At 45.8% G+C, this 25815-nt stretch carries 30 protein-coding genes; 11 read left to right on the top strand and 19 right to left on the bottom strand.

Going from position 1 to position 25815, the window contains the following annotated elements:
• Positions 1 to 55 precede the first annotated feature (55 nt).
• Positions 56 to 985, bottom strand: coding sequence for a glutaminase A (glsA, locus tag MKX80_RS08335; protein ID WP_154996639.1), 930 nt, complete (start codon positions 983 to 985; stop codon positions 56 to 58).
• 117 nt (positions 986 to 1102) lie between these two features.
• On the opposite strand from glsA, the gene MKX80_RS08330 reads away from it, so the two are divergent.
• Positions 1103 to 1585, top strand: a complete 483-nt coding sequence (locus tag MKX80_RS08330; protein WP_154996641.1) for a peptidyl-prolyl cis-trans isomerase — start codon at positions 1103 to 1105, stop codon at positions 1583 to 1585.
• 134 nt (positions 1586 to 1719) lie between these two features.
• On the opposite strand, the gene MKX80_RS08325 is transcribed toward MKX80_RS08330, so the two are convergent.
• A complete protein-coding gene (locus MKX80_RS08325; protein ID WP_154996643.1) occupies positions 1720 to 3048 on the bottom strand; it encodes a PhoH family protein in 1329 nt (442 codons plus the stop codon).
• Positions 3049 to 3203: 155 nt separating this feature from the next.
• Between MKX80_RS08325 and MKX80_RS08320 the strand changes: the two genes are divergently transcribed.
• From MKX80_RS08320 to MKX80_RS08305, 4 genes are all read left to right on the top strand, one after another.
• Positions 3204 to 3818: a YhcN/YlaJ family sporulation lipoprotein gene (locus tag MKX80_RS08320; protein ID WP_043927522.1), complete on the top strand. Its 615-nt coding sequence runs from the start codon at positions 3204 to 3206 to the stop codon at positions 3816 to 3818.
• Between the two features lie 120 nt (positions 3819 to 3938).
• Positions 3939 to 4145 (top strand): YlaI family protein, encoded by a 207-nt coding sequence (locus tag MKX80_RS08315; protein ID WP_003181456.1) that lies wholly within the window; start codon positions 3939 to 3941, stop codon positions 4143 to 4145.
• Between the two features lie 137 nt (positions 4146 to 4282).
• Positions 4283 to 5779, top strand: a complete 1497-nt coding sequence (locus MKX80_RS08310) for a monooxygenase (protein WP_268310947.1) — start codon at positions 4283 to 4285, stop codon at positions 5777 to 5779.
• Positions 5780 to 5851: 72 nt separating this feature from the next.
• On the top strand, positions 5852 to 6358 hold the full coding sequence (locus tag MKX80_RS08305) for a MarR family transcriptional regulator (protein WP_154996649.1): 507 nt from the start codon (positions 5852 to 5854) through the stop codon (positions 6356 to 6358).
• A gap of 22 nt (positions 6359 to 6380) precedes the next feature.
• Here MKX80_RS08305 and MKX80_RS08300 read toward each other — a convergent pair whose 3' ends face one another.
• A complete protein-coding gene (locus MKX80_RS08300; protein ID WP_003181448.1) occupies positions 6381 to 6701 on the bottom strand; it encodes a YlaH-like family protein in 321 nt (106 codons plus the stop codon).
• Positions 6702 to 6758: 57 nt separating this feature from the next.
• The gene (typA, locus tag MKX80_RS08295) at positions 6759 to 8597 is read right to left on the bottom strand and encodes a translational GTPase TypA (protein WP_154996651.1); all 1839 of its coding nucleotides are present in this window, start codon (positions 8595 to 8597) and stop codon (positions 6759 to 6761) included.
• Between the two features lie 160 nt (positions 8598 to 8757).
• Here typA and MKX80_RS08290 point away from each other — a divergent pair, with 160 nt between their 5' ends.
• Positions 8758 to 8946: a YlaF family protein gene (locus MKX80_RS08290; RefSeq protein ID WP_043927517.1), complete on the top strand. Its 189-nt coding sequence runs from the start codon at positions 8758 to 8760 to the stop codon at positions 8944 to 8946.
• A 141-nt stretch (positions 8947 to 9087) separates the two neighbouring features.
• Here MKX80_RS08290 and MKX80_RS08285 read toward each other — a convergent pair whose 3' ends face one another.
• The 7 genes from MKX80_RS08285 to MKX80_RS08255 all read right to left on the bottom strand — a co-directional run bounded on the left by MKX80_RS08285 (position 9088) and on the right by MKX80_RS08255 (position 13781).
• The gene (locus MKX80_RS08285; protein ID WP_216928976.1) at positions 9088 to 9384 is read right to left on the bottom strand and encodes a zf-HC2 domain-containing protein; all 297 of its coding nucleotides are present in this window, start codon (positions 9382 to 9384) and stop codon (positions 9088 to 9090) included.
• Between the two features lie 4 nt (positions 9385 to 9388).
• On the bottom strand, positions 9389 to 9904 hold the full coding sequence (locus tag MKX80_RS08280) for a sigma-70 family RNA polymerase sigma factor (protein WP_216928978.1): 516 nt from the start codon (positions 9902 to 9904) through the stop codon (positions 9389 to 9391).
• Positions 9905 to 10177: a hypothetical protein gene (locus MKX80_RS08275; protein WP_234112981.1), complete on the bottom strand. Its 273-nt coding sequence runs from the start codon at positions 10175 to 10177 to the stop codon at positions 9905 to 9907.
• Positions 10167 to 12089 (bottom strand): hypothetical protein, encoded by a 1923-nt coding sequence (locus MKX80_RS08270; protein WP_268343064.1) that lies wholly within the window; start codon positions 12087 to 12089, stop codon positions 10167 to 10169. The genes MKX80_RS08275 and MKX80_RS08270 overlap by 11 nt, the downstream gene beginning before the upstream one ends.
• Before the next feature lie 119 nt (positions 12090 to 12208).
• Positions 12209 to 12664, bottom strand: a complete 456-nt coding sequence (locus MKX80_RS08265; RefSeq protein ID WP_154996653.1) for a GNAT family N-acetyltransferase — start codon at positions 12662 to 12664, stop codon at positions 12209 to 12211.
• Positions 12657 to 13451: an inositol monophosphatase family protein gene (locus tag MKX80_RS08260; protein WP_154996655.1), complete on the bottom strand. Its 795-nt coding sequence runs from the start codon at positions 13449 to 13451 to the stop codon at positions 12657 to 12659. Before MKX80_RS08260 ends, MKX80_RS08265 begins: the two co-directional genes overlap by 8 nt.
• 141 nt (positions 13452 to 13592) lie before the next feature.
• Positions 13593 to 13781 (bottom strand): hypothetical protein, encoded by a 189-nt coding sequence (locus MKX80_RS08255; RefSeq protein ID WP_003181425.1) that lies wholly within the window; start codon positions 13779 to 13781, stop codon positions 13593 to 13595.
• 243 nt (positions 13782 to 14024) lie between these two features.
• On the opposite strand from MKX80_RS08255, the gene MKX80_RS08250 reads away from it, so the two are divergent.
• On the top strand, positions 14025 to 14660 hold the full coding sequence (locus tag MKX80_RS08250) for a DUF1054 domain-containing protein (RefSeq protein ID WP_154996657.1): 636 nt from the start codon (positions 14025 to 14027) through the stop codon (positions 14658 to 14660).
• Positions 14661 to 14711: 51 nt separating this feature from the next.
• On the opposite strand, the gene MKX80_RS08245 is transcribed toward MKX80_RS08250, so the two are convergent.
• Entirely contained in the window at positions 14712 to 14987 is a 276-nt protein-coding gene (locus MKX80_RS08245; protein WP_043928437.1) for a UPF0223 family protein, read from the bottom strand.
• A 254-nt stretch (positions 14988 to 15241) separates the two neighbouring features.
• Here MKX80_RS08245 and MKX80_RS08240 point away from each other — a divergent pair, with 254 nt between their 5' ends.
• Entirely contained in the window at positions 15242 to 16714 is a 1473-nt protein-coding gene (locus tag MKX80_RS08240; protein ID WP_216929462.1) for an aminotransferase class I/II-fold pyridoxal phosphate-dependent enzyme, read from the top strand.
• A 43-nt stretch (positions 16715 to 16757) separates the two neighbouring features.
• Here the strand turns inward: MKX80_RS08240 and MKX80_RS08235 are convergent, their stop codons facing one another.
• Positions 16758 to 16877 (bottom strand): GapA-binding peptide SR1P, encoded by a 120-nt coding sequence (locus MKX80_RS08235; RefSeq protein ID WP_020451249.1) that lies wholly within the window; start codon positions 16875 to 16877, stop codon positions 16758 to 16760.
• Positions 16878 to 17398: 521 nt separating this feature from the next.
• Here MKX80_RS08235 and MKX80_RS08230 point away from each other — a divergent pair.
• Entirely contained in the window at positions 17399 to 17629 is a 231-nt protein-coding gene (locus MKX80_RS08230) for a hypothetical protein (protein ID WP_234112978.1), read from the top strand.
• Between the two features lie 111 nt (positions 17630 to 17740).
• Here the strand turns inward: MKX80_RS08230 and lpdA are convergent, their stop codons facing one another.
• The 5 genes from lpdA to MKX80_RS08205 all read right to left on the bottom strand — a co-directional run bounded on the left by lpdA (position 17741) and on the right by MKX80_RS08205 (position 23778).
• Complete coding sequence (gene lpdA / locus MKX80_RS08225) at positions 17741 to 19153, bottom strand: dihydrolipoyl dehydrogenase (RefSeq protein WP_003181410.1); 1413 nt, start codon at positions 19151 to 19153, stop codon at positions 17741 to 17743.
• A gap of 4 nt (positions 19154 to 19157) precedes the next feature.
• Positions 19158 to 20450 (bottom strand): dihydrolipoamide acetyltransferase family protein, encoded by a 1293-nt coding sequence (locus MKX80_RS08220; protein WP_154999119.1) that lies wholly within the window; start codon positions 20448 to 20450, stop codon positions 19158 to 19160.
• Positions 20451 to 20613: 163 nt separating this feature from the next.
• Positions 20614 to 21591, bottom strand: coding sequence for a pyruvate dehydrogenase complex E1 component subunit beta (gene pdhB / locus MKX80_RS08215; protein ID WP_020451245.1), 978 nt, complete (start codon positions 21589 to 21591; stop codon positions 20614 to 20616).
• A gap of 3 nt (positions 21592 to 21594) precedes the next feature.
• Entirely contained in the window at positions 21595 to 22710 is a 1116-nt protein-coding gene (gene pdhA / locus MKX80_RS08210; RefSeq protein WP_003181403.1) for a pyruvate dehydrogenase (acetyl-transferring) E1 component subunit alpha, read from the bottom strand.
• A 399-nt stretch (positions 22711 to 23109) separates the two neighbouring features.
• Positions 23110 to 23778 (bottom strand): YkyA family protein, encoded by a 669-nt coding sequence (locus tag MKX80_RS08205; protein WP_154999118.1) that lies wholly within the window; start codon positions 23776 to 23778, stop codon positions 23110 to 23112.
• Positions 23779 to 24036: 258 nt separating this feature from the next.
• Here MKX80_RS08205 and MKX80_RS08200 point away from each other — a divergent pair, with 258 nt between their 5' ends.
• The gene (locus MKX80_RS08200) at positions 24037 to 24168 is read left to right on the top strand and encodes a YjcZ family sporulation protein (RefSeq protein WP_043928431.1); all 132 of its coding nucleotides are present in this window, start codon (positions 24037 to 24039) and stop codon (positions 24166 to 24168) included.
• 120 nt (positions 24169 to 24288) lie between these two features.
• Positions 24289 to 24843: a peptide deformylase gene (gene def / locus MKX80_RS08195; protein WP_154999121.1), complete on the top strand. Its 555-nt coding sequence runs from the start codon at positions 24289 to 24291 to the stop codon at positions 24841 to 24843.
• 37 nt (positions 24844 to 24880) lie between these two features.
• On the opposite strand, the gene MKX80_RS08190 is transcribed toward def, so the two are convergent.
• Positions 24881 to 25657, bottom strand: a complete 777-nt coding sequence (locus MKX80_RS08190) for a Cof-type HAD-IIB family hydrolase (RefSeq protein WP_154999117.1) — start codon at positions 25655 to 25657, stop codon at positions 24881 to 24883.
• Between the last annotated feature and the right edge of the window lie 158 nt (positions 25658 to 25815).

Here is a 25815-nt window from a genome sequence, read left to right as displayed (position 1 = left end):
TTTCTGTCCTTTCGCCATATTTCAAAGACTCGTGTTTTAAGCTTCCGCTCACATTTTAAAAAATGCTTAAACTGTAATTCGCAGATAATAGCTCTAAAAGCCGGATTCCGGCGATGCTGTTTCCCTTTTCATCGAGCGAGGGCCCGAAGATGCCGATGCCGAAACGGTATGGGGACAGCCCCATGATCCCCCCAGAAACCCCGCTTTTGGCGGGAATGCCGATTTTGATTGCGAATTCGCCGCTGGCATTATACATTCCGCATGTGACCATAAATGTCTTGCAAATTCTCGCGATATCCTTCGGTATGATTTGCTCTCCCGTTTCGGGATGTTTGCCGTTCAAAGCAAAAACAGAGCCGATTTTCGCCAGGTCTAGGCTGTTCATTTCAATGGCGCACTGTTTTGTATATACATCCATGACATCTTCAACCTCAGCCTGAAAAATGCCGTGCTCTTTCATGTAATAGCACATCGCCCTGTTGACCATTGAGGTTTCAAATTCAGATTCGGCGACCTTCTCACATATGGTAATGTTCCGGTTATTTGCCAGTTTTTTAATAAAATCAAGCAGTCTGCCGATCTTATCGGTGTTCGTCTCTCCCTTAATCATGCTTGTGACCACCAACGCTCCGGCGTTTATCATCGGATTCAGCGGCTTCCCCGGGTTGACGGTTTCAAGTTTGATGATGGAGTTAAACGGATCACCAGTCGGCTCTTGTCCTACATAATGAAACACTTTTTCCGGGCCGTGATCGATCAAGACGAGGGCAAGCGACAATACTTTTGATATGCTTTGCAGAGTGAAGGCTTTTTCCACATCCCCCGCTGATATACACGTCCCGTCTGTAAAGTAGACCGCCGCCGACAAATCGTCCTCCGATAATTCGGCCAAAGCCGGTATGTAAGATGCAACCTTTCCTTTGTCCGTCACTTTTTTCGCTTCTGTGACAAAATATTCGAGCTCCTCATTATCCCGGCAATTCAAGTTTTTTCCCTCCATCCGATCTTCATTGCTGTTATCTTTCCCGGAGAGGGCTTTTGTTATGAGAAGTGACAATTCGAAAGAAAGCGCTTATAATTTTTGTGAGGGAGTGGTAGAGACATGAGCATTGTAACGATCACAGGAAATGTAAAGTATCCGATTACGCTCGATCCGAGCGTCTGGATTTTTGATGACCGAAAATTCGATCTCGATCAGTTCTTTTCACATTTCGGAGAGGTAAAAGATGAAGATGACGACCTTGTGATTGACAGGGAACGGCAAATCAGAGAAGGTGCTGTATCACCGCCGACGCTGAAATCAGAGAAAAAGTATGAAAAGGAAAAATTGCTTGACAGCACTTTCGGGATCAAGCTTGAGCCTTTTTTGAAAAATGCGGAGGTGTCAGGCTCCGCCGTCAAATGCCTCTTCAAAACGGAAGGTGAAGACGTCTCCATTCCGATCGAAGAAGCGGGCGGCATGATTCTCTGCTTCAGCAACAAAGGCAAGCCGCTTGGCGAAGACGGGCCTGTACACGTTTATTTTCCCGACGGTTCAAACAGGATGACTCCTGTGAAACAAGTAAAAGAAATTCACATTGTTTAAAGCAGCAACTGGTGCGCCGGAGGCGATGAAACACTCCGCCTCCCCTTTTCCCGGCCGGGTTTTCGGCTCTTGCCGGCGACCCGGCCCGCGTGCTGTGCAAGTTGAAACCTGGGTTAAAAGCCCGGGTTTTTTAATTACAGCAGATCAGCAGCAAGCCTTGCAAGCCGGGAGCGCTCTCCTTTTAAAAGCTTTACGTTTCCGGAAATTTTTTGATCCTTAAAACGCTCTACAACATAGGCCAGGCCGTTGTTCATCGCATCCAGATAAGGATGGTCGATCTGTTCGGTGTCTCCCATCAATACGATTTTGCTGCCTTCCCCGACGCGAGTCAGAAGCGTTTTGACTTCATGCTTGGTCAGATTTTGGGCCTCATCAATGATGATGAATTGGTCGGGAATGCTTCTGCCCCTTATATATGTGAGGGCTTCGACTTGAATGGAGCCCATCCCCGCTAAAATATCATCAAGTTCCCCCGGCTTTTTTGCATTGAACAAGTATTCCAGGTTATCAAAAATAGGCTGGACCCACGGGCGAAGTTTTTCTTCTTTTTCACCCGGAAGATAGCCGAGATCTTTTCCGACAGGAACGATCGGCCTTGTGACAACAAGCTTTTTAAAATTCCCCAGATCCTCTGTCTGCAGCAGCCCCGCTGCCAGCGCAAGCAGAGTTTTCCCTGTGCCGGCTTTTCCGATCAGGGTGACAAGCGGAATATCTTGTCTTAAAAGAAGTTCCAGCGCCATCGTCTGCTGAACATTTCGCGAACGGATGCCCCAAACCTGCTCCTGATCAAAAACAAGCTTTTTCACGGTTTTTCCGCTTTGATCAACGATTCCAACCGCAGAGGATGATCCGCCGAGCGCGTCCTTCATGACGACAAACTGGTTCGGACACAGCGTCTCTCTGCTGATTTCGTCAAGCGGCAAACAGTGATGTTCAAAAAATGAATTCATCTGATCCGAGCGAATGTACAGATCCGTATAACCGCTGTATATATCATCATTGTCGACAACCCTGTCGTGCAAAAAATCCTCTGACATCAAGCCGATGGCATCGGCTTTGACGCGGATCAGCATATCTTTGCTGACAAGGATAACCGGCCTGCCGCCTTCTTTCGTTTCTTCTTCTAGGCTGAGGTTTTTCGCTACGGCTAAAATGCGGTTGTCGCTAGTTTTTTCGATAAAGATTTCCTGAAGCTGCTGAAAAGAGCGATGATTAAGCTCGATTCTCAAGCTTCCTCCGTTTGGGAGGGGAACATTTTCATACAGCCTTCCTTTTAAACGCAAATCATCTATCAATTTAGATACGCGCCTTGCATTCCTCCCGATTTCATCCATGTAGCGTTTCTTTGAATCGACTTCTTCCAATACGACAGCCGGGATGACAACCTCGTTATCTTCAAAAGAAAAGATTGAATTCGGATCCTGCAATAACACATTCGTATCTAGCACATAAATTTTACTCAATCTTCCGCCTCCTGATCAGGATTTTTAGCCTTTTCTTTTCATTTGGGTTAAAAGCTGATGGAGCGCCCGCTAAAATATATGTTTTTGTGAATAAAGATAGAAGGTTAATTCAACAATAAAAAATAATGAAAGCATTTTTAAGGAGGCAACCTCAAGTGCGAATCTTTTTTTTGATCCTAATTCAAACCGTTATGCTGCTTTCAGCCTGCGGCATTCAAAATAATGCCCGAAATGAAGCGAATGAGCTTCCCGGCAACAGACCGATTCATGTAAAAAACAGCGCCCAGGAGCCGGTAAACCGTGAAGACGGACAAGCCATCTCACGGCGCCTTGTGAAGATCACAGAAAGCGTTCCGGGTGTCAATGATGCGACCGCTGTCGTGCTCGGCAGGCTCGCCGTCGTCGGAATTGATGTGAAAGACAATTTGGAACGCAGCAAAGTAGAATCCATTAAGTATTCGGTCGCTGAAGCTCTGCAGAATGACCCTTACGGAGCAAATGCCGCCGTTGTCGCTGATCCCGACACTGTAAACCGCCTGCGGGCAATGGGCAGAGAAATTCAAGCGGGACGTCCTGTCAAAGGGATTCTCGACGAGCTGGCAGCCATCGTCGGGCGCGTCCTTCCTGAAGTGCCCAACGACGCAACAGACAACCAGCAAACAAATCCTACAAAATCCAACAACGACCAGCTGAATGAAAGAAACCAGAATCAGCTCGAAAAGAAGCAGAATAACCAATCGAACAAGCATATGAAAAATCGGCAGCAATAACTTTAAAAAAGCCTGTGCCACTGTTTTCTTGACGGCACAGGCTTTTTCCTTTTTTCTAAAGGAGAAAATTTATTTGTCCGATTGATTAAGGTATAATGAATCGTAAGCGAGGTGAATCAAGTGAGGGTAAAGTGTTCATTGTGTGACAAAATCGAAAAAATCGATGATGACACACTCATTGCCAAACGTCTCCGAAACCGGCCGATACATACCTATATGTGCCATGAATGCAGCGAACGAATTAAAATCAAAACCGAAAACCGGATGAAAACCGGCCGTTTTAAGTTATATCCGCACAGAAAAGATAAAGAGCAGATCAAGTCATAAAAGCATGGACAAGCTCCATGCTTTTTCATTATATTTTTGTTACACAAGTAACAAAACAAAAGAATATAGTTGATAAACATTTTCATTTATAGTATCTTTAAATTGTTTCATACGTAACAAAAAAGGAGTGGTTGATCATGGATTTTGATGTACTGATTGCAGGCGGCGGCCCCGTCGGTCTGCTGACGGCTTCCGAGCTGGCTTTAGCCGGCGTCCGGACCTGTATTGTCGAACGGCTGAAAGAGCCTTCTCCATTCTCAAAAGCGCTCACACTGCATCCGCGCTCAATCGAAATACTTGAAATGAGAGGGCTTGGAGAACGGTTTAAGCAAATTGGCAAGCCGATCCCTTCGGGGCATTTTGCCGGTCTGAAGACTGGATTGGACTTTTCTGCGCTTGACACGCAAACCAATTTTACATTGTTCATCCCTCAGTACGAAACTGAGAAGGTGCTTGAGGAACATGCGCGAAATCTCGGCGTCTCCATCCTTCGCGGTCATGAAGTTCTCGCTGTCCGCGAGCATGAGGAAACCGCCGAGCTTGTTGTCCAGGGTCCGGATGGCCTGTCCTTACTAACTGCTTCCTATATCGTCGGTGCTGACGGAGCCGGAAGTATCATTCGCAAGCAGGCGCGCATCGCTTTTTCCGGAACTGATGCAAATATTACTGCAATGCTTGGTGATGTGTCGCTTGAAAATCCGCCGGAATCTCATTTCTATACTTGCGAGAACCGTGAAGGTGCCGTTGTGATCGTGCCTTTAGACGGCGGCATTTTCCGCGTCCTCATAACGGCGCCGCACATGCCTCAAGCTTTACTTCACGAGCCCGTCACACTGGAAGAATTAAAAAAAGAACTCAAGCGCATCTGCGGCACGGACCTTGGAATGGACAACCCGGTTTGGATGTCCCGCTTCGGAAATGCCAGCAAGTTGGCGGAGCATTACCGTTCCGGCAGAATTTTCTTGGCTGGAGATGCCGCGCATATTCATTTTCCCGCAGGAGGGCAAGGTTTAAATGTCGGGCTACAGGACGCGATGAACCTTGGCTGGAAGCTCGCAGCAAAGATCAACGGACGGTGTCCCGACTGGCTGCTTGACAGTTACCATAATGAAAGACACCCTATCGGGGAAGCGCTGCTCGTCAATACACAAATCCAAACAAAGCTGTTTGATTTTACGCGTGAAGGGCTGTACCTCCGCGAATTATTATCCGGCATTCTCGAATTTTCAGACGTCAATCGTTATCTGGCAGAACAAATTGCAGCGCTCAACGTGCAATACGAAGCAGATGAAGAGATGCCTAAACATGAGCTGAACGGAAAACGACTGCCAGATATTGACCTGACCCTTTCAGACGGTACTGTCAAACGACTTTACACTTTTCTCCGCGATGGACGCTTTTTATTGGCAGCATTCGGGAAAGAACTGAAGGAATTTTCCGGACTTCCTCATGTCCGGCTCATGCAAGTGAAAGCAATTGACGGCAGGCCTGAATGGAATGGCGTAAAGGCAGCGCTGATCCGTCCTGACGGCCACGTAGCCTGGGCTGTCGACGAATCCATGGAAAATACGGAGCAATTGATTGCTGACGGTATCCGCCGCTGGTGCGGAAACTCTCACCTTCAGTCTGTTTAACCATTTTGTTTCATGCGCAACTAAATGGTATAATCAAAGCAGAAAAATCGATTAAAGGAGCCGGTTTTCTGCATGGAGCATTTAACACACGCCAAACAAGACATATTTGACCTGTACATCAGGCTCATTCATCAGCAGGAACAGCATGAAACCATCATGAAAGAGCGCATCTCCGCAGAAATGAAAAAGATGGAGCGCGAATTCCGAGCCGAACTGAAACTCAACATGTCTGACGTCCATACGATCAGCTGCATTGGCGACCATGAACCGATCAACGTCACCTCGATTTCCGAGAAGATGGCATTTTCAAAAGCGACGGTCTCAAGGATCACCGCAAAGCTAACCGAAAAAGGCCTCGTCAATAAAACTCAGCTCAGCGACAATAAAAAAGAAATCTACTTCCGTTTAAGCCAGAAAGGGAGAAGCATCTATCACCTTCACCAGCGGGAACACGAAAAAATCGAACAAAGCTTTAAACAATTTTTAAGCAGGTATTCATCTGACGAGATCCTTTTTGCCAGAGCTTTGTTTCGGGACTTATTAACGGCAGATTTTTGGGCGGATACAGAAAAGACATAGCCTTCTTTGGCTATGTCTTTTTCTACGTATTCGCCCCCGTCTGCTCTTTTTTCGAACGGTGCAGACGGATTTTGTAAATCGAAAGGATTAAAACGGCTACGATCAGCCCTTCTCCAACCGGCAAAAAAACGCCGAAGAAAGTTAAAAACGTACAGCCTAATGCCAGAAAAAAGTAAATGATGGCCGTTTTCAACAGCGGCAGCCGTTTGGCGAAACCCAGTTTAAAGACGACCGCAGACAGAACGAAGATGGTGGCATAAAGCCACCACATTCCCGCCTCAGGATTCTGGTCCACTTTATAGAGAGCGGCAAAAAACGACAGCCGTTCACTTACATCAGTCAAAAAGATTCCCCTCCCCTTTGCTTAGTTGGGTTGCTCTTTTTTTAGGTTCTGCAAATGTTACGACAATCCTGCCAGCTTTTTCTTTTTCGCTGCTTTTTCGCGTTCGTTTTTGTCGAGAATTTTCTTTCTCAATCTGATGGATTCAGGTGTGACTTCGCAGTACTCATCCTCGTTCAAGTATTCAAGCGACTCTTCAAGCGACATGATACGCGGTTTTTTCATGCTGACCGTCTGATCTTTCGTCGCTGAGCGCACGTTTGTCTGCTGCTTCATTTTGTTGATGTTGACGACAAGGTCGTTTTCACGGTTGTGCTCGCCAACGATCATGCCTTCATATACTTCTGTGCCCGGCTCGACAAAAATTACACCGCGTTCTTCAACGCCTTGAATGCCGTAGGCTGAAGCTTTCCCGGTATCCATTGAGACAAGCACGCCTTGACGGCGCCCGCCGACTTGCCCTGGCTCAACTGGCTGATAGCTGTCAAACGTGTGATTTAAAATCCCGAAACCGCGCGTAAGGGAAAGAAATTCGGTTGAGTAGCCGATTAATCCGCGTGAAGGGACATTGAAAATCAGACGGACCTGACCGTTTCCGTTATTGATCATGTCGATCATTTCACCTTTGCGCGCACCCATTGATTCCATTACAGATCCAGTGTGCTCTTCAGGCACATCGATTTGCACGCGTTCAACAGGCTCACAGCGAACGCCGTCGATTTCTTTAATGATGACTTCCGGCTTCGATACTTGCAGTTCAAAGCCTTCACGGCGCATGTTTTCGATTAAAATCGACAAATGCAGCTCACCGCGTCCTGATACAATCCAGGCATCAGGTGATGGCGTCGGATCGACTCGAAGGCTGACATCTGTCTGAAGCTGCTGTTCAAGACGCTCTTCAATCTTCCTGGCCGTGACATATTTTCCTTCGCGACCGGCAAAAGGACTGTTGTTAACCGCAAACGTCATTTGAAGCGTTGGCTCGTCAATGCGAAGAACCGGAAGCGCCTCCTGATGCTCAATCGGGCAGACAGTTTCTCCGACATTGATGTCTTCCATTCCTGATACCGCGACAAGGTCGCCGGCTTTCGCTTCCTCAATCTCGACTCTCTTCAATCCCTGGAAACCGAAGATTTTCGTGACACGGAACGGTTTGGCAGAACCGTCAAGCTTCATTAAAGCAACTTGCTGTCCGACTTTCATCGTTCCTCTGAACACGCGTCCGATTCCGATACGGCCGACATAATCATTGTAGTCAAGCAGAGCCACCTGGAACTGTAAAGGATCCTCATGGTTATCGACAGGACAAGGAATATGGTTGACAATCGCTTCGAATAAAGCTTCCATGTTTTCATCCTGCTGCTTCGGATCTGCTGATGCGGTGCCGTTGATCGCAGAAGCGTAAACAACCGGGAATTCAAGCTGTTCTTCATTGGCATCAAGCTCGATAAACAAATCGAGCACTTCATCTACGACCTCTTCAGGACGGGCAAAATCACGGTCAATCTTATTGACAACAACGATCGGCGTCAAGTTTTGCTCAAGTGCTTTTTTCAGCACAAAGCGGGTTTGCGGCATGCAGCCTTCATAAGCGTCCACAACAAGCAGAACACCGTCGACCATTTTCATGATCCGCTCAACTTCTCCGCCGAAGTCTGCGTGTCCTGGAGTATCCAAAATATTAATGCGTGTATCTTTATAATTAATCGCTGTATTTTTCGCTAAAATCGTAATACCGCGCTCTCTTTCCAAATCATTGGAATCCATTGCGCGCTCAGCCACGTTTTCATTTGCACGGAATGTGCCGGCCTGATGGAGGAGCTGATCCACAAGCGTCGTTTTTCCATGGTCAACGTGGGCGATAATAGCGATATTGCGAAGATCTTCTCGAAGTTTCACATTTTCATCTCCTAAAAAATTTAGATAATCTTTCATATTATAACTGACGAACGAAGTTATTTCAATTTGTTTCAAATTTCCAGCTTCGTTTGACCCTTTCTATTCAGCGTGATTTTCTGTAAACTAACAGTAGACTTCATACTAAGGGGATGGAAAAACAGTGAAACAAATCAAGTGGATTTTCTTATTATTTGCACTTGCTGCAGTCATCAGCATTATGATGATCGGAGTTGCAATCGCCCAAAAAAGCGCAGCCGGCGTCGCAATCGCCATCGCGATTCTGATCGTGATTATGGGGAGCGGTTTTACACTCAAAAAAAGAATGCGCGAAAAAGGCCTGCTCGAATAGGAAAGGAGCCCCTTCCGCGCTGAAGGGGCTTTTGATTGTCAAACACGCACCCCCGCGTAAATCATAGTCTTGCACCATGTTCATCCCTCTGCGGTCTGAAATAAATCCGAAAAAAAACTGGCGGCAACCAGCCGCCAGTTCTTATAAAAAGAATAAATAAATCAAAAGCATCAGCAAGTAGCCCCCGCCAAACAGTGCTGCCCCTTTGAGAATCAGCCTTTGATAGTACGCTTTCCTGAATTTTTGTTCTTCCGCTTCCCCTGCTTCCTTTGGCAATCCTCCGTCATCATGAAAATTGACAGGTTCCCGCATCATGTCGTACATTTCCCGGCAATCTGCGCACGTTTTGAGGTGTACGGTAACCAAACGTTCCGTATTGCGGCTGCAATCACCTTCTATGTATAGAGGCAGTAAATCTCTCACAAGATGACATTTCATATCGTTAAACCTCCCTGCCTTCCAAGCTTTTTTTCAGCTCCAGGCGGGCCCGGTGAAGATTGGTTTTTACCTTTGACAGTTTCCAATTCAGCACTTCCGCTATTTCTTCGTATGACAGCTCCTGAAACTCTCTTAAAATGAGCACGGTCTGGTAGTGTTCTTTCAGCCGGTCAATATGCTGTTTCAGCTCCTCCTGCCTTATGGCGTTTGCCAAATGGCGCTCAGGCATTTCAAACGTGTGCTGTTCCATGTCGCCGCAAGCCGCCACATCGGAAAACTGGATTTTTTTATCTTTTCTGTACCAGTTGATAAACGTATGATGCGCGATCGTATACAGCCATGTTTTGATCGAGGAATGGCCCCTGAAAGACTCCAGGCCCGCAAAAGCTTTCAGAAACGTATCCTGTGCCAGGTCTTTCGCCGTCTCAAGCTGATGGGTTCGCCTGTACAAATAGTACATGATGTCATGATAATATTCCCTGTATAGTTCTTCAATCGTCTGTTTTTTATTGGAAGCCATTTAGAAAAAAAACCACACCGTCATCCAAATCGAAAGGAGCAGGAAAGCACCATATAACGAGTAAACAAAAATCTTGATATGACGGAGCTGCTGATAATCATCTGTTTTTTGAATGCCGGGGAGCTCTTTATTCTCGACTGCTGCCGCTTCAGCCTGATCCTGAAAAAAATGCTCATGCTCTTTCATCCAGATCATGGTTTCCTCTTCTAGTTCACTTTCTTGATAGAGCTCATACAAATCGATAAACACCGCTTTTTTTTCTTCATTTATCATCAAAATGTTTCACCTCATATGTCACGGCATCAACCAAGTATACGTCATGTTCATTTGAGCCGAACGGCTGGATGATGACAAGCCACGCATACCGGCTCTTTTGATCCCCGTCTGAAACGATTACAAGCTTCGTCCGTTTATGATAGACCAGCCCTTTTTGATAGCGTTCGGACACTTTCTGAAAAGCTTTTTCCCCGTCTGCATACGTGTAAGGGGGTTTTTCATCTGCTTTTTGAAAGTTCTTTCTCACCGTCAGATAAGCTCCCTCTTCATGTTTCGTCATGGTCCAGCCCGTATTTAACAAAGCATCGCTTTCTTTTTTCTGAAATTCTATCAGATCCTTTTCTAACTCCACCCTTTTCAGCTTGGAAAAGTCTTGATCAAATAATGAAAGCAAGCGTTTTTCGAGCTCTTGTCCGCGATAAGGCAAGGCGCTTTCGGATTTGAACGAAATAGCCGTTAATGCACCTGTTACAGGATGGAACTCCATCTCCGTTCCGTCACTTGTCTTCATGTTAATGGATGCCGAGTTGAGGTTGAATAATAATGATAAATTGAAGTCTGTCAGCTGATAAGGTTGAACAGGCATATCCAGTTTCCGATAGATCGCTTCAACTCTCCGCTCGATATTCTGACCAGAAACGCGGGCTTGGTTCACACTTTCTAAGCTGTAAACAGACGCGTCCTCATGGAATCCCATCAGAGTCTCCTTCCGCCACGTAAACCGCATTGTGCTTAATTCTGGGTCCTGTCCCTCTCGGTAAAATTCGACAGCAACTTCGCCGTCATCACGGCTTACCTTTGCCTTGATTTGGTTGTCAAGTTCGCGGCCGTGTTCCCGCAGAAATTGCTTCGACCGCTTGATATATGCCTGATCGGACAGCGTATTCCCGCTAGGCTTCTTTTGATTTTGATAATTGGTGATTATCCCCGTCCAGCCGTCGACATCCACCTCGTAATCCTTCGTATTAAAATGATAAACGTTGTGAAAATCCTGGTTGGTAGCTGACAAATAGATAAAGCTCTCCGTCGGAAAAAACGAGCTGACAGTCTGCTTCGCTTCTTTAACGGAAACAGGTTGAAAATTGACATCAACCACGTCTGAAACCTCCGGGTGTGAGATTGTAAAAGCGGCATCTGCCAAATTGTAAAAAGGGTTAAGAAGTAGTGTAAAAAATACGGCGGTGCCCGCGGCTAAAGCGTGCTTCACCATCAAAAAAGGCTTTCTCGAGCCATTCAGCAAGTGATATGTCATAAGAAAACCGAGCATTGTCAGAAATACGTTCAGCGGAAAAAATTCGTAGCCGAGCTTTTTGATGAAGAAACCGCCGATCGTCACAATATAAAAAATCAAAAGAAGAACATAACGGTTTCTTTTCCAATAAAGCTGAAAAAACAAGCAGATCATCAGCCCCGGAATCCCGATGAGCAGCACCAATACAAGCAGCAATTGTTCGAGATCAGCCCCGTTTTCCTTTAAATAGACAGCAGAGCCGAACAGCGATTGGAAAAACGGCATCGTCATCACCGCGATGTCAAATGCAAAAAACAGCCCCTTGCCCCCTTTTTCCGTGAGTGTCATCATATAATGAAAAGAGACAAGCAAAATATAGCCGAACAGCAAAAACTGCATAAAAGGCAGAAGCGCATCTTGTTCCTCTATGTACAGGTTTGAAAACTCAGCGGTTTTCATTTGGTGAGCCAATTCAAACGAAAGAGCGCCAACCAGTATCAGCCTGAGAACGATGCCTGCATAAAAAAAGAGGCGCCGCCTGCTCACTTTCGGATGAAATGACACGGCATACAGAAGGGCAAGGCCTGTCAAACACCACTGAATGACAAGCATGCTTTGTCTGCTTAAAATAAAATAACGTTCAAAATGGAGCACATAATTACTAAATAGTTCGATCAATTTTCACAATTCCTTTACATCAAATTAAGGCCTCATCTTCATAGACAAACGACGCTGCATATTGTTTCATAAAATCATAAAAAAATGAGACCTGTTGTCAAACAAGTCTCATTGCCGCATCAAGCAAGGGGCAAAACCATAATCAAATATCGTTTTCCCTCTTCATCTTTTTCCGTCTTCAGCTGTTCAAATCCTGAACGGGCAAGCATGTTCAGCCACTCGTCCTTTTCATAAGGCACTGCCGCAAACAACGCTTTATGCCCCTTTTCTCTCAAGCGTTTTCCGATCGTTTTCATCACTTCTTTTGCCCGGCCTTTTTTGCGGAAATCGGGATGGACAAGAAGGGTTCCAAGCCAAGGCTTGCCATTAGAAGGCGCCCATTCGAGATGAAAGCTGAGAGCCGCCGGCAGGCCCCTGTCTTCCCACACGAGCCATTCACCGTTATACATCGCATAAGCATTCATATACCGTTCCAGGCTGATTCCGTCAAGCTCTTCCTTCGCCCATCCCGGGCTCGCTTCGGCCAGCTCCTCAAAAAAGGCGAGATCAGAAGAAGAGAAAGACCTGCTATTCATGCGGCAAATATTCGTCGAAAATCGCCCGGTGAGCTGCCGGATTGCCGGCTACGATGCTGTGGTTTTCAAGAAAATTGAGCGGCTTCCCGTCAATGGTCGTATATGTTCCGCCGACCTCGTCAAGCAGGATGCAACCGGCTGCGTAATCCCAAGGAGCCAGCCTCATCGTCACATACACATCCATTCTGCCGGCCGCTACATAAGCAAGTTCCAAAGCCGCTGAACCGTATGAACGGGTCCCTCTGACACGCTTGACAAGCGGGGATAATACGTTTGGATCGATCCGTCTGTTCTCGGTGATCCATGTCGCATTGATGGCCAGAATCGATTCTTCAAGTGGCACTTCTTTCATCTTGCCGAGCTTTGTATCGTTCATGTAAGCACCTTCGCCTTGAAAAGCATGATAAAGCTCATCATGAGTCACATCATAAATCAAGCCGATTTTGCCTTTACCGTTTTCAAAAATGCCGATTGAAATCGCAAAATTGCGTTTTTGATGAATAAAGTTCATCGTACCATCGATCGGATCGATGATCCAAACGATGCCGTCCAAAGATGTGAGCTTGTCCCCTTGGCCTTCTTCGCCAAGAATATGATGATCCGGAAAAACCGATTGGATTTTCTCAATGAAAAAACGCTCTGTTTCCTTGTCAATGTTTGTAACAAGGTCATTTGGATTCGATTTCGTTTCAATCGTCATCTTTTCTTTCATTGATTGCTTAATTCTCTGACCAGCTTCTTTCACCCAGCTTTTCGCCAGACGGTCGATTTCCTTCCAGTTTGTCATCACACTACCTCTTTTCTATGTATACCTGTTGATTTATTCATAGCATACTGATATTAACCGGGAAAAATCAAGAAAAATGACAAATGATCAGGCAGCCCAGATAAAAACGAACCTCTCAAACGGTTCGTTTTTATTATGGTTTCAACCATGTAATCTGATCCATTCTTTTCTGAGTCGTTCCAGTTTGCGCTTGCTCAACTCGATTTGGGTTTCATCCTTTTTTTCCATGGCTTCAAAAAGCGTTGCAAGTTCATAATCGACCTCAAGCCTCCAAACAGCGGCCCGATTGTCTTTTTCCTCTTTCAATCCTTGTTTTACAATTGGTTTCATGTGCCCTACGCCCCCTCCAGAGAAAGTTGATTTCAAAAAGAATCCTTCTGGTTATAGTCCTAAGCGTGATTTATATTAATTTCTTATTCATATCGTATGAAGTGCTCAAGCATTCGCAACGTTATTCTAAAAATTGTGTGTTTACCTAACGATTCCCCAAAATCCGCAAGACGAAACGTAATTTTTTGTTTGAAAAGCCGACTGTGATACAATATCTTTACTGATTGGACAAGGAGGAAAACAATGAGCAGTCTGCGTTTTACTGAAGAAGATTTTCGTACATTTACAATAGAAGGTTTAGATGCGCGGATGAGCGTTCTGAAAGAAACAGTGCGCCCGAAACTTCAAGGGCTCGGCGATCATTTTGCGCCTGTTCTGTCCGCTTTGACAGGAGACGAAATGTTTGTCCACGTCGCAAAGCACGCGCGCCGCTCAGTCAATCCGCCGAACGACAGCTGGGTTGCTTTCGCAAACAATAAGCGCGGCTATAAAAAGCTGCCTCATTTCCAAATTGGTTTATGGGAAACCCATGTTTTCGTATGGTTTGCATTGATCTATGAGTCTCCTCTCAAGCAGGAATACGGCCAGCTGTTTAAGAAGCATCTGCAGGACATTGAGGGCAACATTCCTAGTCGCTTTTTCTGGTCGGCCGATCATACAAAACCTGATGCCAAGAGACAGTCTGAGATGAACGATAAAGATCTGGAAAACCTGTTTGAACGGCTCGTCAATGTGAAAAAAGCAGAAGCGCTTTGCGGTATTCAGCTTTCAAAAGACGAAGTGCTGCAAATGAGCGAAGAGGCGTTTCTATCCGAAATCGAAGCGGCTTTTGAAAAGCTCGCCTTCCTTTACCGCCTGACGCAGAAAGTATCGGTTTAATCAAAAAGGGATGGCCTGTTGTGCCATCCCCTTTTGTTTTGGATTTTCTCATTACATTTTAATTTTCGTATCTTCCGTTTGTTCCTTTGCTTTTTTGACTGCCTGATACGGAGAGTAATCGCTCGCCTCTTCAAACTGGCTGCACAGCTTTTTTTCCTCCGCTTTTCCCGGAACGATTTCTTTAAAGCGGCGGTAAGCACTCATCAGCACGTCGCGTTCTACGCCTTTTTCGTAAGCGAGCTCAACCGTCTGAAAAAACGATATGACGTCTATCGCTTCCTCTGTGCTCCAGTCTTCATTCATCGGATATTGGTACCCTTCTTCCATTTGGTTCATCTCCTTGTGCAGTTCGGCCTGACGGCTTGTTTAGCTATAGTATTGGTTTTCTTTTTTGCGACTATCCAAAGGGACCTAGAAGCCCTTACAGGAAAGATGATAAAATGATCTTTACATTCTTTCAAGAACATAATATAATTCATTTGTTTTATGCCATCAAGCAAAAACGCAAAATAACTCAACGATTTTTGATAAAGAATAGTCTTTAAAGAAATAGCAGGTTTATCATGAAGGTGGGAAAACAATTGTTGCAGCACGAAACACCCCTATATACCGGATTAAAAAAACACGCCGGCAAAAACCCGATCCAGTTCCATATACCGGGGCACAAAAAAGGCTCTGGGATGGACCCTGAATTCAGGGAGTTTATCGGAGAAAACGCATTAAGCATAGATTTAATCAATATCGAACCTCTCGACGATCTGCACGCACCGAAAGGAATTATCAAACAGGCGCAGGATCTGGCGGCTGAAGCATTCGGAGCCGACTACACGTTTTTTTCCGTCCAAGGAACGAGCGGCGCCATCATGACGATGGTCATGGCCGTATGCGGCCCTGGAGACAAAATCATCGTTCCGAGAAATGTTCATAAATCGGTGATGTCAGCGATCGTCTTCTCAGGCGCAATCCCGATCTTCATCCATCCGGAAATCGACGATGAGCTGGGGATTTCACACGGAATCACCCCTGAATCAGCGAAAAAAGCGCTGCTTGAGCATCCTGACGCAAAAGGGCTCCTCGTTATCAACCCGACTTATTTCGGCATAGCTGCTGACTTAAGAAGCATCGTGGAACTGGCTCATTCATTTCATGTCCCTGTGCTTGTTGACGAAGCGCATGGCGTTCACATCCACTTCCATGAAGATCTGCCTCTTTCGGCCATGCAGGCCGGAGCGGATATGGCGGCGACGAGCGTTCATAAGCTCGGAGGCTCCCTTACCCAGAGCTCGATTCTCAATATGAAAGAAGGTCTTGTTTCAAAGGAAAGGGTTCAATCGATTTTAAGCATGCTGACGACCACATCGACCTCCTATCTATTGCTCGCTTCACTTGATGTCGCAAGAAAACGCTTAGCCACAGAGGGACACGAACTGATCGAACAAACGATTAAGCTCGCTGATGAAACAAGGAAGCGCATCAATGATATCAATGGTATTTCATGCGTCGGAAGGGAAATTCTCGGCTCCAAAGCGGCTTTTGATTATGATCCGACCAAATTGATCATTTCAGTGAAAGATCTCGGCCTGACCGGCCATGATGTGGAAAAATGGCTGCGCGAGTCATGCCAAATCGAAGTGGAGCTTTCTGACTTGTACAACATCCTGTGCATTTTTACACCGGGAGACCGGAAAGAGGATGCGGATGCGTTGGTCAAAGGCTTAACCGACATCGCTCAACAGGCCGCTTCAGCTGCGGAAAACAGACGCAAGCCTGAAGTGCTTCTGCCAAACATTCCGGCGCTTGCGATGACACCGCGTGACGCTTTTTATGCAAACACGGAAATCATCCCCTTCAAAAAAGCAGCTGGCAGAATCATTGCCGAATTTGTTATGGTTTATCCGCCAGGGATACCGATCTTCATTCCAGGCGAGATCATTACCGAGGATAATATCACTTACATTGAAAAGAACCTGGAAGCAGGGCTGCCTGTTCAGGGACCGGAAGATGACACTCTCCATATGATCCGAGTGATTAAAGAACAGCAAGCCATCCTGTAAAAACATAAAAGCATGCGGCCCTTAAATAGCCGCATGCTTTTTTCTATTCTTCCTCTCTAAGATGGCAGTTGCACTGTCCGCACGTTCCGTAAAGAATCGTCACTTTTTCATCTTCAAAATGCTGAATGGTTTCATTGCAGTCTTGACAAACGATCGTGCCCATCTTACATTCCCCTTTTCTTTTCAAAATGGAAGCGTTTAAATTTGTTACCTCTATAATATTATGTCACATTGATATTGTCAACGGTAAATTGTATAACACATTTAAATCATTTTTGCTCTTTTTTTAAAAAGTCCATTCATGTTATATATGTATTCCTGCTTAAAGCTTAAGCAGAACGCTTCCCCGCTGATCCCGACTATGTACCTAGCAAATACGTTCACCCTACAACATCTCATAAATAAAACAGCAGTTATCAATTGTGTAACAAATGGGTAACAACGAAAGATTATTTCAATTATCATGATAAAATAGGAATTGTTTACTAATCGAACAGGAAAATCGGCTTGCATTATATAGAGAGGTGAAGAGACGTCATGTGGTTTCGAGCAATATTCACCGCCGCAATTTGTTTCCTTTTTTTGACGAGTGGATGTTCTTTATCTCACATCATGCCTGACCAGCATCACCAAAGCGCCAACCAACGCCACCTCAAGCTCCTCTTTTTTTCCGATGACGAGCATATGGAGCAGGAAGTGGCTTATTATGATGCGCTTTTGGATTTAAAAAAAGAATTTCCCGAACAGGTTTCAAATATGGAAATTTCACATGATAAAGGCCAGTGGAAAAAAGAGGTTAAAATCTTTCCAAGCTTGCTGCTTGTTAATGATAAGAAAGTACTAGTTAAAATTGAAGGAAAAATAAAAGATAAAGATAAAATTGTAAAGCTTCTTCAAAAGGAATTGAAGCATTAAAAATCCCCTGCACATGTGCAAGGGGATTTTTAGCTTCACAAATATCTCGGGCAATAGTCATGCAAGGCTAGAAAACATAAAAACCCCCTTTGCAGGGGGTTTTTCTTTAAATTATTTTACAACGTGAATCGGCATGCCGATGGCAACTTCTGCAGCTTCCATTGTGATTTCTCCCAATGTAGGGTGAGCATGGATTGTCATTGCGATATCTTCAGCAGTCATTCCTGCTTCGATTGCCAAGCTCAGCTCAGAAATCATGTCAGAAGCGCTTGCTCCGGCGATTTGTGCACCGATGACTAAGCCGTCTTCTTTGCGTGTTACAAGTTTAAGGAAACCGTCAGTTTCGTTTAATGACAGCGCACGTCCGTTTGCTGCAAACGGGAATTTGGCTGCAGTCACTGATAAACCTTCTTCTTTAGCCTGTGCTTCAGTGTAGCCCACAGATGCAAGTTCAGGCTCAGAGAAGACGACCGCAGGAATTCCGAGATAGTCGATTTCCGCTGCTTCTCCGGCAATCGCTTCAGCAGCAATTTTACCTTCATAAGAAGCTTTATGTGCAAGCGGAGGACCTTCGATGATGTCACCGATCGCATAGATGTTCGGAATGTTTGTACGGCATTGTTTGTCCGTTTTGATGATGCCGCGGTCCGTCATTTCGACGCCGACTTGTTCAAGTCCGAGCTCGTCCGTGTTTGCAACGCGGCCGACAGTGACAAGTACGTAGTCCGCATCGATCGTTTGCTCTTCGCCTTTCACTTCGAACGTAACAGTTACGCCGTCAGCTTTTTCTTCCACGCCTTTAGCCATTGCTTTTGTATGGATTTCGACGTTGCCTTTTTTCTTCAGGTTGCGTTTGACAAGAGAGCTCATTTGCTTCTCAAAGCCTGGAAGGATTTCTTCTCCGCCTTCAAGAATGACAACTTCAGTACCGAAGTTTGCATATGCAGTACCGAGCTCTGTTCCGATGTAGCCGCCGCCGATGACAACGAGCTTCTTAGGAATTTCTTTCAGTGCAAGCGCGCCTGTTGAATTCAGTACGCGGTCGCTATATTTGAAGTTTGGCAATTCGATAGGGCGAGAACCTGTTGCGATGATCGCATTTTTGAACGTGTAAGTCTGAGCTGAGTTCTCATCCATCACGCGTACAGAATTGCTGTCTACAAAGTACGCTTCGCCTTTTACGATGTCGACTTTGTTGCCTTTCAGAAGGCCTTCAACACCGCCGGTAAGCTTATTAACGACAGAGGCTTTCCATTCTTGAACTTTTGTAAAGTCAACTTTTACGTTTTCAGCAGTGATCCCCATCTCTTCAGAATGCTTCGCATTCTCATAGCGGTGGCCTGCATTGATCAGCGCTTTTGAAGGGATACATCCGACATTCAGACATACGCCTCCAAGATTGCCTTTTTCAACGATTGTTACTTTTTGTCCAAGCTGAGCAGCGCGGATGGCAGCTACATAGCCGCCAGGTCCCGCACCAATGACAAGAGTATCTGTTTCAATAGGGAAATCTCCTACTACCATTACATTACGCCTCCATTAAAATTAATTGTGGATCGTTCAGCAAACGCTTGATGTGATTTAATGCGTTTTGTGCAGTTGCGCCGTCGATCATACGGTGGTCAAAGCTTAGAGAAAGAGCCAGAACAGGTGCAGCGACGATTTCGCCGTCACGAACGACAGCTTTCTCAGCGATGCGGCCGATTCCAAGGATCGCAACTTCCGGATGGTTGATAACCGGTGTGAACCATTGACCGCCGGCAGAGCCGATATTCGTAATTGTGCAAGAAGCGCCTTTCATTTCAGCAGGAGCAAGTTTGCCTTCGCGTGCTTTTGTCGCAAGCTCGTTGATTTCGTTTGAAATCTCAAAAACAGCTTTGCGGTCCGCATTTTTAACGACTGGCACAAGCAGGCCTTTTTCAGTGTCTGCCGCAATACCGATGTTGTAGTAGTGCTTCTGAATGATTTCATCTGTATTGTCGTCAATTGATGTATTCAGTACTGGATATTTTTTCAGAGCTGATGTTAAAGCTTTTACCACGTAAGGCAGGTAAGTCAGCTTAATTCCTTGATCAGCCGCAACTTGTTTAAACTGCTTGCGGTGAGCGACAAGGTTTGTCACATCGACTTCGTCCATTAGTGTAACGTGTGGAGCGGTATGTTTTGAGTTGACCATAGCTTTTGCGATGGCTTTGCGGATTCCGCTCATTTTCTCGCGTGTTTCAGGGAATTCGCCTTCAGGCACTTGAACCGCCGCTGCAGGTTTTTGTGCAGCAGGCTCTGCTTTTTCTTCAGCTTGAGCAGCCTGAGCGTCTCCGGCAGTTCCTCCGTTTAAGAAGCTGTCGATATCCTCTTTCAGAACGCGGCCGTTTTTGCCGGAGCCTGAAACATTCACGATATCAACGCCTTTTTCGCGGGCATACTTGCGTACAGATGGCATTGCAATGACGCGCTTATTCGGATCTGCATCCGCTTGCTCGTTTGCTTTCGCTGCTTCTGCAGGTGCATCAGTTTCTTGTTTTTCAGCTTCTTCCGCTTTCGCTTCACCTGATTCGTCGCCTTTGAATTGAAGATCTTCGTAACCTGGTGCATCAAATGTGATGATTGTCTGCCCAACGGTTGCGACTGTTCCCTCTTCAACTTTTAATTCTAATACTTTTCCTTTAACAGGTGAAGGGATTTCTACAACTGCTTTATCGTTTTGCACCTCTGCCAAAACGTCGTCTTCGTTTACCTCGTCGTTTGGCTTGACGAACCATTTCACGATTTCGCCTTCGTGGATTCCTTCCCCGATATCCGGAAGTTTAAATTCAAATGCCACAGTTCTCGACCTCCTAAGATTATTACGTAGTTGATATAGTGGTCAGCCTCTTGTTTGAGGCCGACTGTCAGTATACGGCTACAGTTTCTCCGACTGACTGTGGAAATGCATGAAGGGAAAAAGGCTGATATCAGCTTTTCCCTTTTGAATTGTTCAGATCTAATTAAAATTCCAATACTTTTTTCGCAGTTTCAAGCACGTCTTTATGGTTTGGAAGCCATACGCTTTCAGCTTGAGAGAATGCGAATACAGTATCAGGAGCAGTGACGCGAAGCACTGGAGCTTCGAGGCTCAAAATCGCGCGGTCGTTGATTTCAGCAACAACGTTTGCAGCCACTCCAGCTTGTTTTTGCGCCTCTTGAACGACGATCGCGCGGCCTGTTTTTTCTACAGATGCGATGATCGTGTCAATGTCAAGCGGGCTGACTGTGCGAAGGTCGACAACCTCAGCAGATACGCCTTCTTTTTCAAGCTCTTCCGCCGCTTTTAATGACTCGTGAACCATCGCTCCGTATGTGATGATGGAAAGGTCTGTTCCTTCGCGTTTCACATCGGCTTTGCCGATTTCAATTGTGTATTCCTCTTCAGGAACTTCCTGACGGAATGAACGGTAAAGTTTCATGTGCTCAAGGAAAACAACCGGATCATTATCGCGGATCGCAGAGATTAAAAGTCCTTTAGCATCGTACGGAGTTGAAGGAATGACGACTTTAAGTCCAGGCTGCTGTGCAACGAGTCCTTCCAAGCTGTCCGCGTGAAGTTCAGGCGTGTGAACACCGCCGCCGAACGGAGAACGGATTGTCACTGGAGAAGTCCAGCGGCCGCCGGAACGGTAGCGCATCCGTGCCATTTGTCCGGAAACTGAGTCCATCACTTCGTATACAAAGCCGAAAAATTGAATTTCCATTACAGGACGGAAGCCTTGTAAGCCTAAGCCGAGTGCAAGGCCGCCGATACCAGATTCAGCAAGAGGAGTGTCAAATACGCGATCCTCACCAAACTCTTTTTGCAATCCTTCAGTCGCACGGAACACGCCGCCGTTAACACCGACGTCTTCTCCGAAAACTAAGACATTTTCGTCATTTTTCAGTTCTGTGCGTAACGCATCAGTGATTGCTTGAATCATTGTCATTTGCGCCATGGCTTACTTCGACTCCTTCTCTTTATAAATTTCCTTTTGTTCTACAAGGTTGTAAGGAAGCTCTTCATACATGATGTCGATCAGGTCGGTCACTTTTTGCTTCGGCTCTTCGTCAGCTTTTTTGATCGCCTGCTTGATTTCTTCTTTCGCTTCTTCAATTACCTTGTTTTCTTCTTCTTCAGACCAAAGGCCTTTGTTTTCCAAGAACTTGCGGAAACGGACAAGCGGATCTTTCTGCTCCCACTCATTCTCGATTTCTTTCGTACGGTATTTTGTCGGATCGTCACCGGCCATAGTATGAGGACCGTAACGGAAGCAAAGCGTTTCGATCAGGGTAGGGCCTTCGCCGTTTACAGCGCGCTCGCGTGCTTCACGTGTCGCAGCGTATACAGCAAGGGCATCCATGCCGTCAACTTGAACGCCGACGATACCTGCAGCCGCAGCTTTTTGGGCGATTGTTTGAGCTGCTGATTGCTTTTCAACAGGTGTAGAAATCGCATAGCGGTTGTTTTGAACAACGAAAATAGCTGGAGCTTTATACGCACCGGCAAAGTTGATTCCTTCGTAGAAGTCACCTTGGGAAGCACCGCCGTCTCCAGTATAAGTGATCGCCACAGCCTGTTTGCCGCGTTTTTTCAAGCCGAGTGCAACGCCAGCCGTTTGGATGTATTGCGCACCGATAATAATTTGCGGTGAAAGCGCATTAACATCATCCGGCATTTGGTTGCCGCGGAAGTGTCCGCGAGAGAACAAGAATGCTTGATAAAGCGGAAGTCCGTGCCAGATCAACTGCGGAACATCACGGTAGCCCGGAAGAACGAAGTCTTCTTTTTCAAGCGCGAAATGCGTAGCAATTTGAGAAGCTTCCTGACCGGCAGTCGGCGCGTAGAAGCCAAGGCGGCCTTGTCTGTTCAAAGAAATAGAACGCTGATCCAAAATGCGTGTATACACCATGCGGCGCATTAATTCTTTTAATTGATCATCAGATAGATCCGGCATTGCCGCTTCATTAACGACTTCGCCTTCTTCATTCAAAATTTGAAACGTTTCGAACTGCTTTTTAATGGCATCGAATTGCTTTTTGCTATCAACGATTGCTTTTTTCGTTTTTGCAGCCATATTAAAGTCACCTCTTCCTTTCTTTTGACAGTCATAGACGTGTATCCCTTATACATACAGAATTAGGGTGTCCTAAATTGACGGGCGCAACTCATATTTATTTCTTATTAGCCGCTTTGATGGTTGTCGAAACTTTTATGTAAGGACAGCACAACGCGTTCTAAAACTGTATCATTTATAGTTTATGACAAACTAATACAACAAGTTCCACCAAGGCTAAGTTTACACCAGTCGATCATGCTCGTCAATCGATTTCATTCCTGAAATTCAATAAATGTATTCGCTTTACCGGATTTCTGTTTCAGCGTTGTCCAGACTGTTACAAACTGTTCTAGTATAGATGACAATCTGTATTACAATAGCAATACAGATTCTGTCGAAAAAAAGAGGGCTGAACATTCAGCCCTCTTTCATCTCAACCCCCGCAGCCTTGTAAAAATCTTTTCTGGCTTTGTTGTAGTCCTTTGTATACTCATTGAAATGCTTGCTTTCTTTCAGCACTTTGTCATACGATTGATTGATTTTTTTCAGCTGCGCCTCAAGGTCATCCAGTTCAAGACCTTTATTTTTGAGCAGCTTGTACAGCTCTTTGTCAAGGCCGATCGCGTTCTGATAGGCGTCATAAAGAGAGTCGTATGCTTTGTAGCGCTTTTCCATATAAGACGCAGCGTTCTCAGCCTTCTTCCTGACCTTCTGATCATCGATTTTTTCTGCCGACGCTTTATTTGCTTCAAACTCCCGCTTTGCCTCGTCTATGCTTTCTTTCTCAGCATTCAAGTGCTCCTCGCGTTTGCCGGCTGTCTTCAGCGCTTTATCGGAGAGCGCAGCGATCCGGTCAAAATCGTCCATATTGAGCCTGATCATCTCCTCGTAAAGCTTTGATTCGGCTTTTTCCAGACTTTTAAGAGAACCCTGCTCTTGTTTAAAAGGCTCTTCCAATTCCACGATCTTCTCCAACGAGCCGTGAAACGACTCGACAGGATCCTTCCAGAGACAGCCCGTTAATACAAATGCAGCCGTGCAAAAAACGACGATGCCTGCGGGCACCCGCATGTTTGAAAATTTCACTCTGAATTTCCCCCAATCTCGACAAATTCCACTATAAAATGAATTCGTTTGTTTGACAACAGAAGTCTAGAGCATATGGACAAGCCGATATCAGATCGGTATGCCCTCGCCTTCGCTTTTAGACCAAAACATTTAGGGAAAATTCCTTGAAGTTGGGCATTCGACTATACAACCTTTGGACTTTTACATAATTTATATTAGACGCCATGCCTACCAAAAAGAAAAGGCTGTGCGTAAAATAACGGAGGAGGTCTTCATATGTACGGTTATTGCTGCCCTGGATACGGGTACGGCGGCGGCCATGGATACGGCTACGGCCGCACATTCGCTTTGATCGTCGTTCTCTTTATTTTGCTGATTATTGTAGGGGCCGCTTATTTAGGCTGCTAGCCCCGATGAATCCGTCATGACCAGCCTCCTTTAGGCTGGTCATTTTATCGTGCACAGAGATTGCGCGAAAAGAGCAAGATCCGCTATACTTTACATAATGAATCGTTGGGAGTGAAGATGTTGATCACAATGGAAAACATTGTCCGCGACGGCCACCCCGCTTTGAGAACCGTCGCCGAAGAAGTTCAATTGCCAGCAAGCGAAGAAGAAATCAAACAGCTGAGCGAAATGATCGAGTTTGTCAAAAACAGCCAGGACCCTGAAATCGCTAAAAAATACAACCTTCGTCCCGGTGTCGGTCTAGCCGCTCCGCAAATTAATATCAATAAACGAATGATCGCCGTTCATGCCGAAAGTGAAGACGGGACACTATACAGCTATGCGCTTTTCAATCCGAAGATCGTCAGCCACTCTGTGCAAAAATGCTACTTGACAAGCGGCGAGGGCTGCCTGTCTGTCGACGAACCGATTCCCGGATATGTTCCGCGCTATGAACGGGTCCGAGTCAAAGGTACGACACTTGAAGGCGAAAACATCGACATCCGCTTAAAAGGATATCCGGCAATCGTATTCCAGCATGAAATTGATCATTTAAACGGCATTATGTTTTACGACCATATCGACAAAGAAAACCCGCTGAAACAACCTGAAAATGCAACACCTGTCGGCAGGTAATGTCATAAAAAAAACGGATCATGTTTGATCCGTTTTTTTATGATCTCAAAAGTCCGAGCGCTTCTACCGCGTATTGAATGCCGTCTTCATCGACGGGCTTTGTGACAAAGTCGGCTATTTTTTTCAGCTCGGGCACAGCGTTGCCCATCGCCACTCCGGTTCCCGCAAATTCGATCATCTGCAGGTCGTTCAGACCGTCGCCGAACGCGTAAGTATCCTCTCTGTCGAACGGAAGCTTTTCAATGACTTTTTTAATTCCTTCCGCTTTCGAACCGCCGGAAGGCAGCACATCTGTAGAGCGCTCGTGCCAGCGGACAAGATCAAACTCCTTAAACCGACTGTACCGCTCTTCCTCGTCTTGCGTACAGAACAAGAGGACCTGGAAAATGTCCCTGCCTTTAAAATAAGCGCGATCCTCTTCCGGCGGATTGACTTTTAAGCTGCCGATCCCTTCATGGACGAACGGATGGCCGGCAGTTGTCGTGCGCATCCCCTCTTCCCCCATGAACACGAGGGGGTGGCCGCAGCTGTCTGAATGCGCAAGCAGCGCTTCCAGTGACTGCTCGGCAATCGGATTTTTATAAATGACCTCTCCTTCAAAAACGACATATTGTCCGTTATAAGAGACAAAAGAATTGATGCCCAGTTCTTCAAGAACAGGCCTGACCATAAACGGCGCCCGGCCTGATGCGATGAAAACATGATGGCCGTGCGCTTTCAAATCGGAGACGGCCTGTTTCGCGGTGGCGGGAATACGTTTATCATGATCATAAATCGTTCCGTCAATATCAAAGAAAATCAGCTTTTTATCCATGGCAGTGAATCCTTCTCCCTTAGCTAGTATGATTGATGGTTCTCCTGTACCATCATACAAAAACTGTGTACGCGAGAAAACCTTTTCACTCCAAAATCAAAACAAAATCAACATGCCAATAATATCCATGTAACAATAGACAGATTCATCATATAATA

This window comes from Bacillus sp. FSL K6-0972, assembly GCF_037976035.1.
GTDB classification, from domain to species: Bacteria; Bacillota; Bacilli; order Bacillales; family Bacillaceae; genus Bacillus; species Bacillus haynesii.
Note: the sequence above shows the minus strand (reverse complement) of the source record. Positions and strands in the feature narration are given on the sequence as shown.

Bases quoted from the DNA above. Each gene is read 5' to 3' on its own strand.
- MKX80_RS08330 (WP_154996641.1), top strand. From the start codon at position 1,103: ATGAGCATTGTAACGATCACAGGAAATGTAAAGTATCCGATTACGCTC.
- MKX80_RS08310 (WP_268310947.1), top strand. From the start codon at position 4,283: ATGGATTTTGATGTACTGATTGCAGGCGGCGGCCCCGTCGGTCTGCTG.
- MKX80_RS08305 (WP_154996649.1), top strand. From the start codon at position 5,852: ATGGAGCATTTAACACACGCCAAACAAGACATATTTGACCTGTACATC.
- MKX80_RS08285 (WP_216928976.1), bottom strand. From the start codon at position 9,384: ATGAAATGTCATCTTGTGAGAGATTTACTGCCTCTATACATAGAAGGT.
- MKX80_RS08280 (WP_216928978.1), bottom strand. From the start codon at position 9,904: ATGGCTTCCAATAAAAAACAGACGATTGAAGAACTATACAGGGAATAT.
- MKX80_RS08275 (WP_234112981.1), bottom strand. From the start codon at position 10,177: ATGATAAATGAAGAAAAAAAAGCGGTGTTTATCGATTTGTATGAGCTC.
- MKX80_RS08265 (WP_154996653.1), bottom strand. From the start codon at position 12,664: ATGAATAGCAGGTCTTTCTCTTCTTCTGATCTCGCCTTTTTTGAGGAG.
- MKX80_RS08260 (WP_154996655.1), bottom strand. From the start codon at position 13,451: ATGACAAACTGGAAGGAAATCGACCGTCTGGCGAAAAGCTGGGTGAAA.
- MKX80_RS08255 (WP_003181425.1), bottom strand. From the start codon at position 13,781: ATGAAACCAATTGTAAAACAAGGATTGAAAGAGGAAAAAGACAATCGG.
- MKX80_RS08250 (WP_154996657.1), top strand. From the start codon at position 14,025: ATGAGCAGTCTGCGTTTTACTGAAGAAGATTTTCGTACATTTACAATA.
- MKX80_RS08245 (WP_043928437.1), bottom strand. From the start codon at position 14,987: ATGGAAGAAGGGTACCAATATCCGATGAATGAAGACTGGAGCACAGAG.
- MKX80_RS08235 (WP_020451249.1), bottom strand. From the start codon at position 16,877: ATGGGCACGATCGTTTGTCAAGACTGCAATGAAACCATTCAGCATTTT.
- MKX80_RS08230 (WP_234112978.1), top strand. From the start codon at position 17,399: ATGGAGCAGGAAGTGGCTTATTATGATGCGCTTTTGGATTTAAAAAAA.
- lpdA (WP_003181410.1), bottom strand. From the start codon at position 19,153: ATGGTAGTAGGAGATTTCCCTATTGAAACAGATACTCTTGTCATTGGT.
- pdhB (WP_020451245.1), bottom strand. From the start codon at position 21,591: ATGGCGCAAATGACAATGATTCAAGCAATCACTGATGCGTTACGCACA.
- pdhA (WP_003181403.1), bottom strand. From the start codon at position 22,710: ATGGCTGCAAAAACGAAAAAAGCAATCGTTGATAGCAAAAAGCAATTC.
- MKX80_RS08200 (WP_043928431.1), top strand. From the start codon at position 24,037: ATGTACGGTTATTGCTGCCCTGGATACGGGTACGGCGGCGGCCATGGA.
- MKX80_RS08190 (WP_154999117.1), bottom strand. From the start codon at position 25,657: ATGGATAAAAAGCTGATTTTCTTTGATATTGACGGAACGATTTATGAT.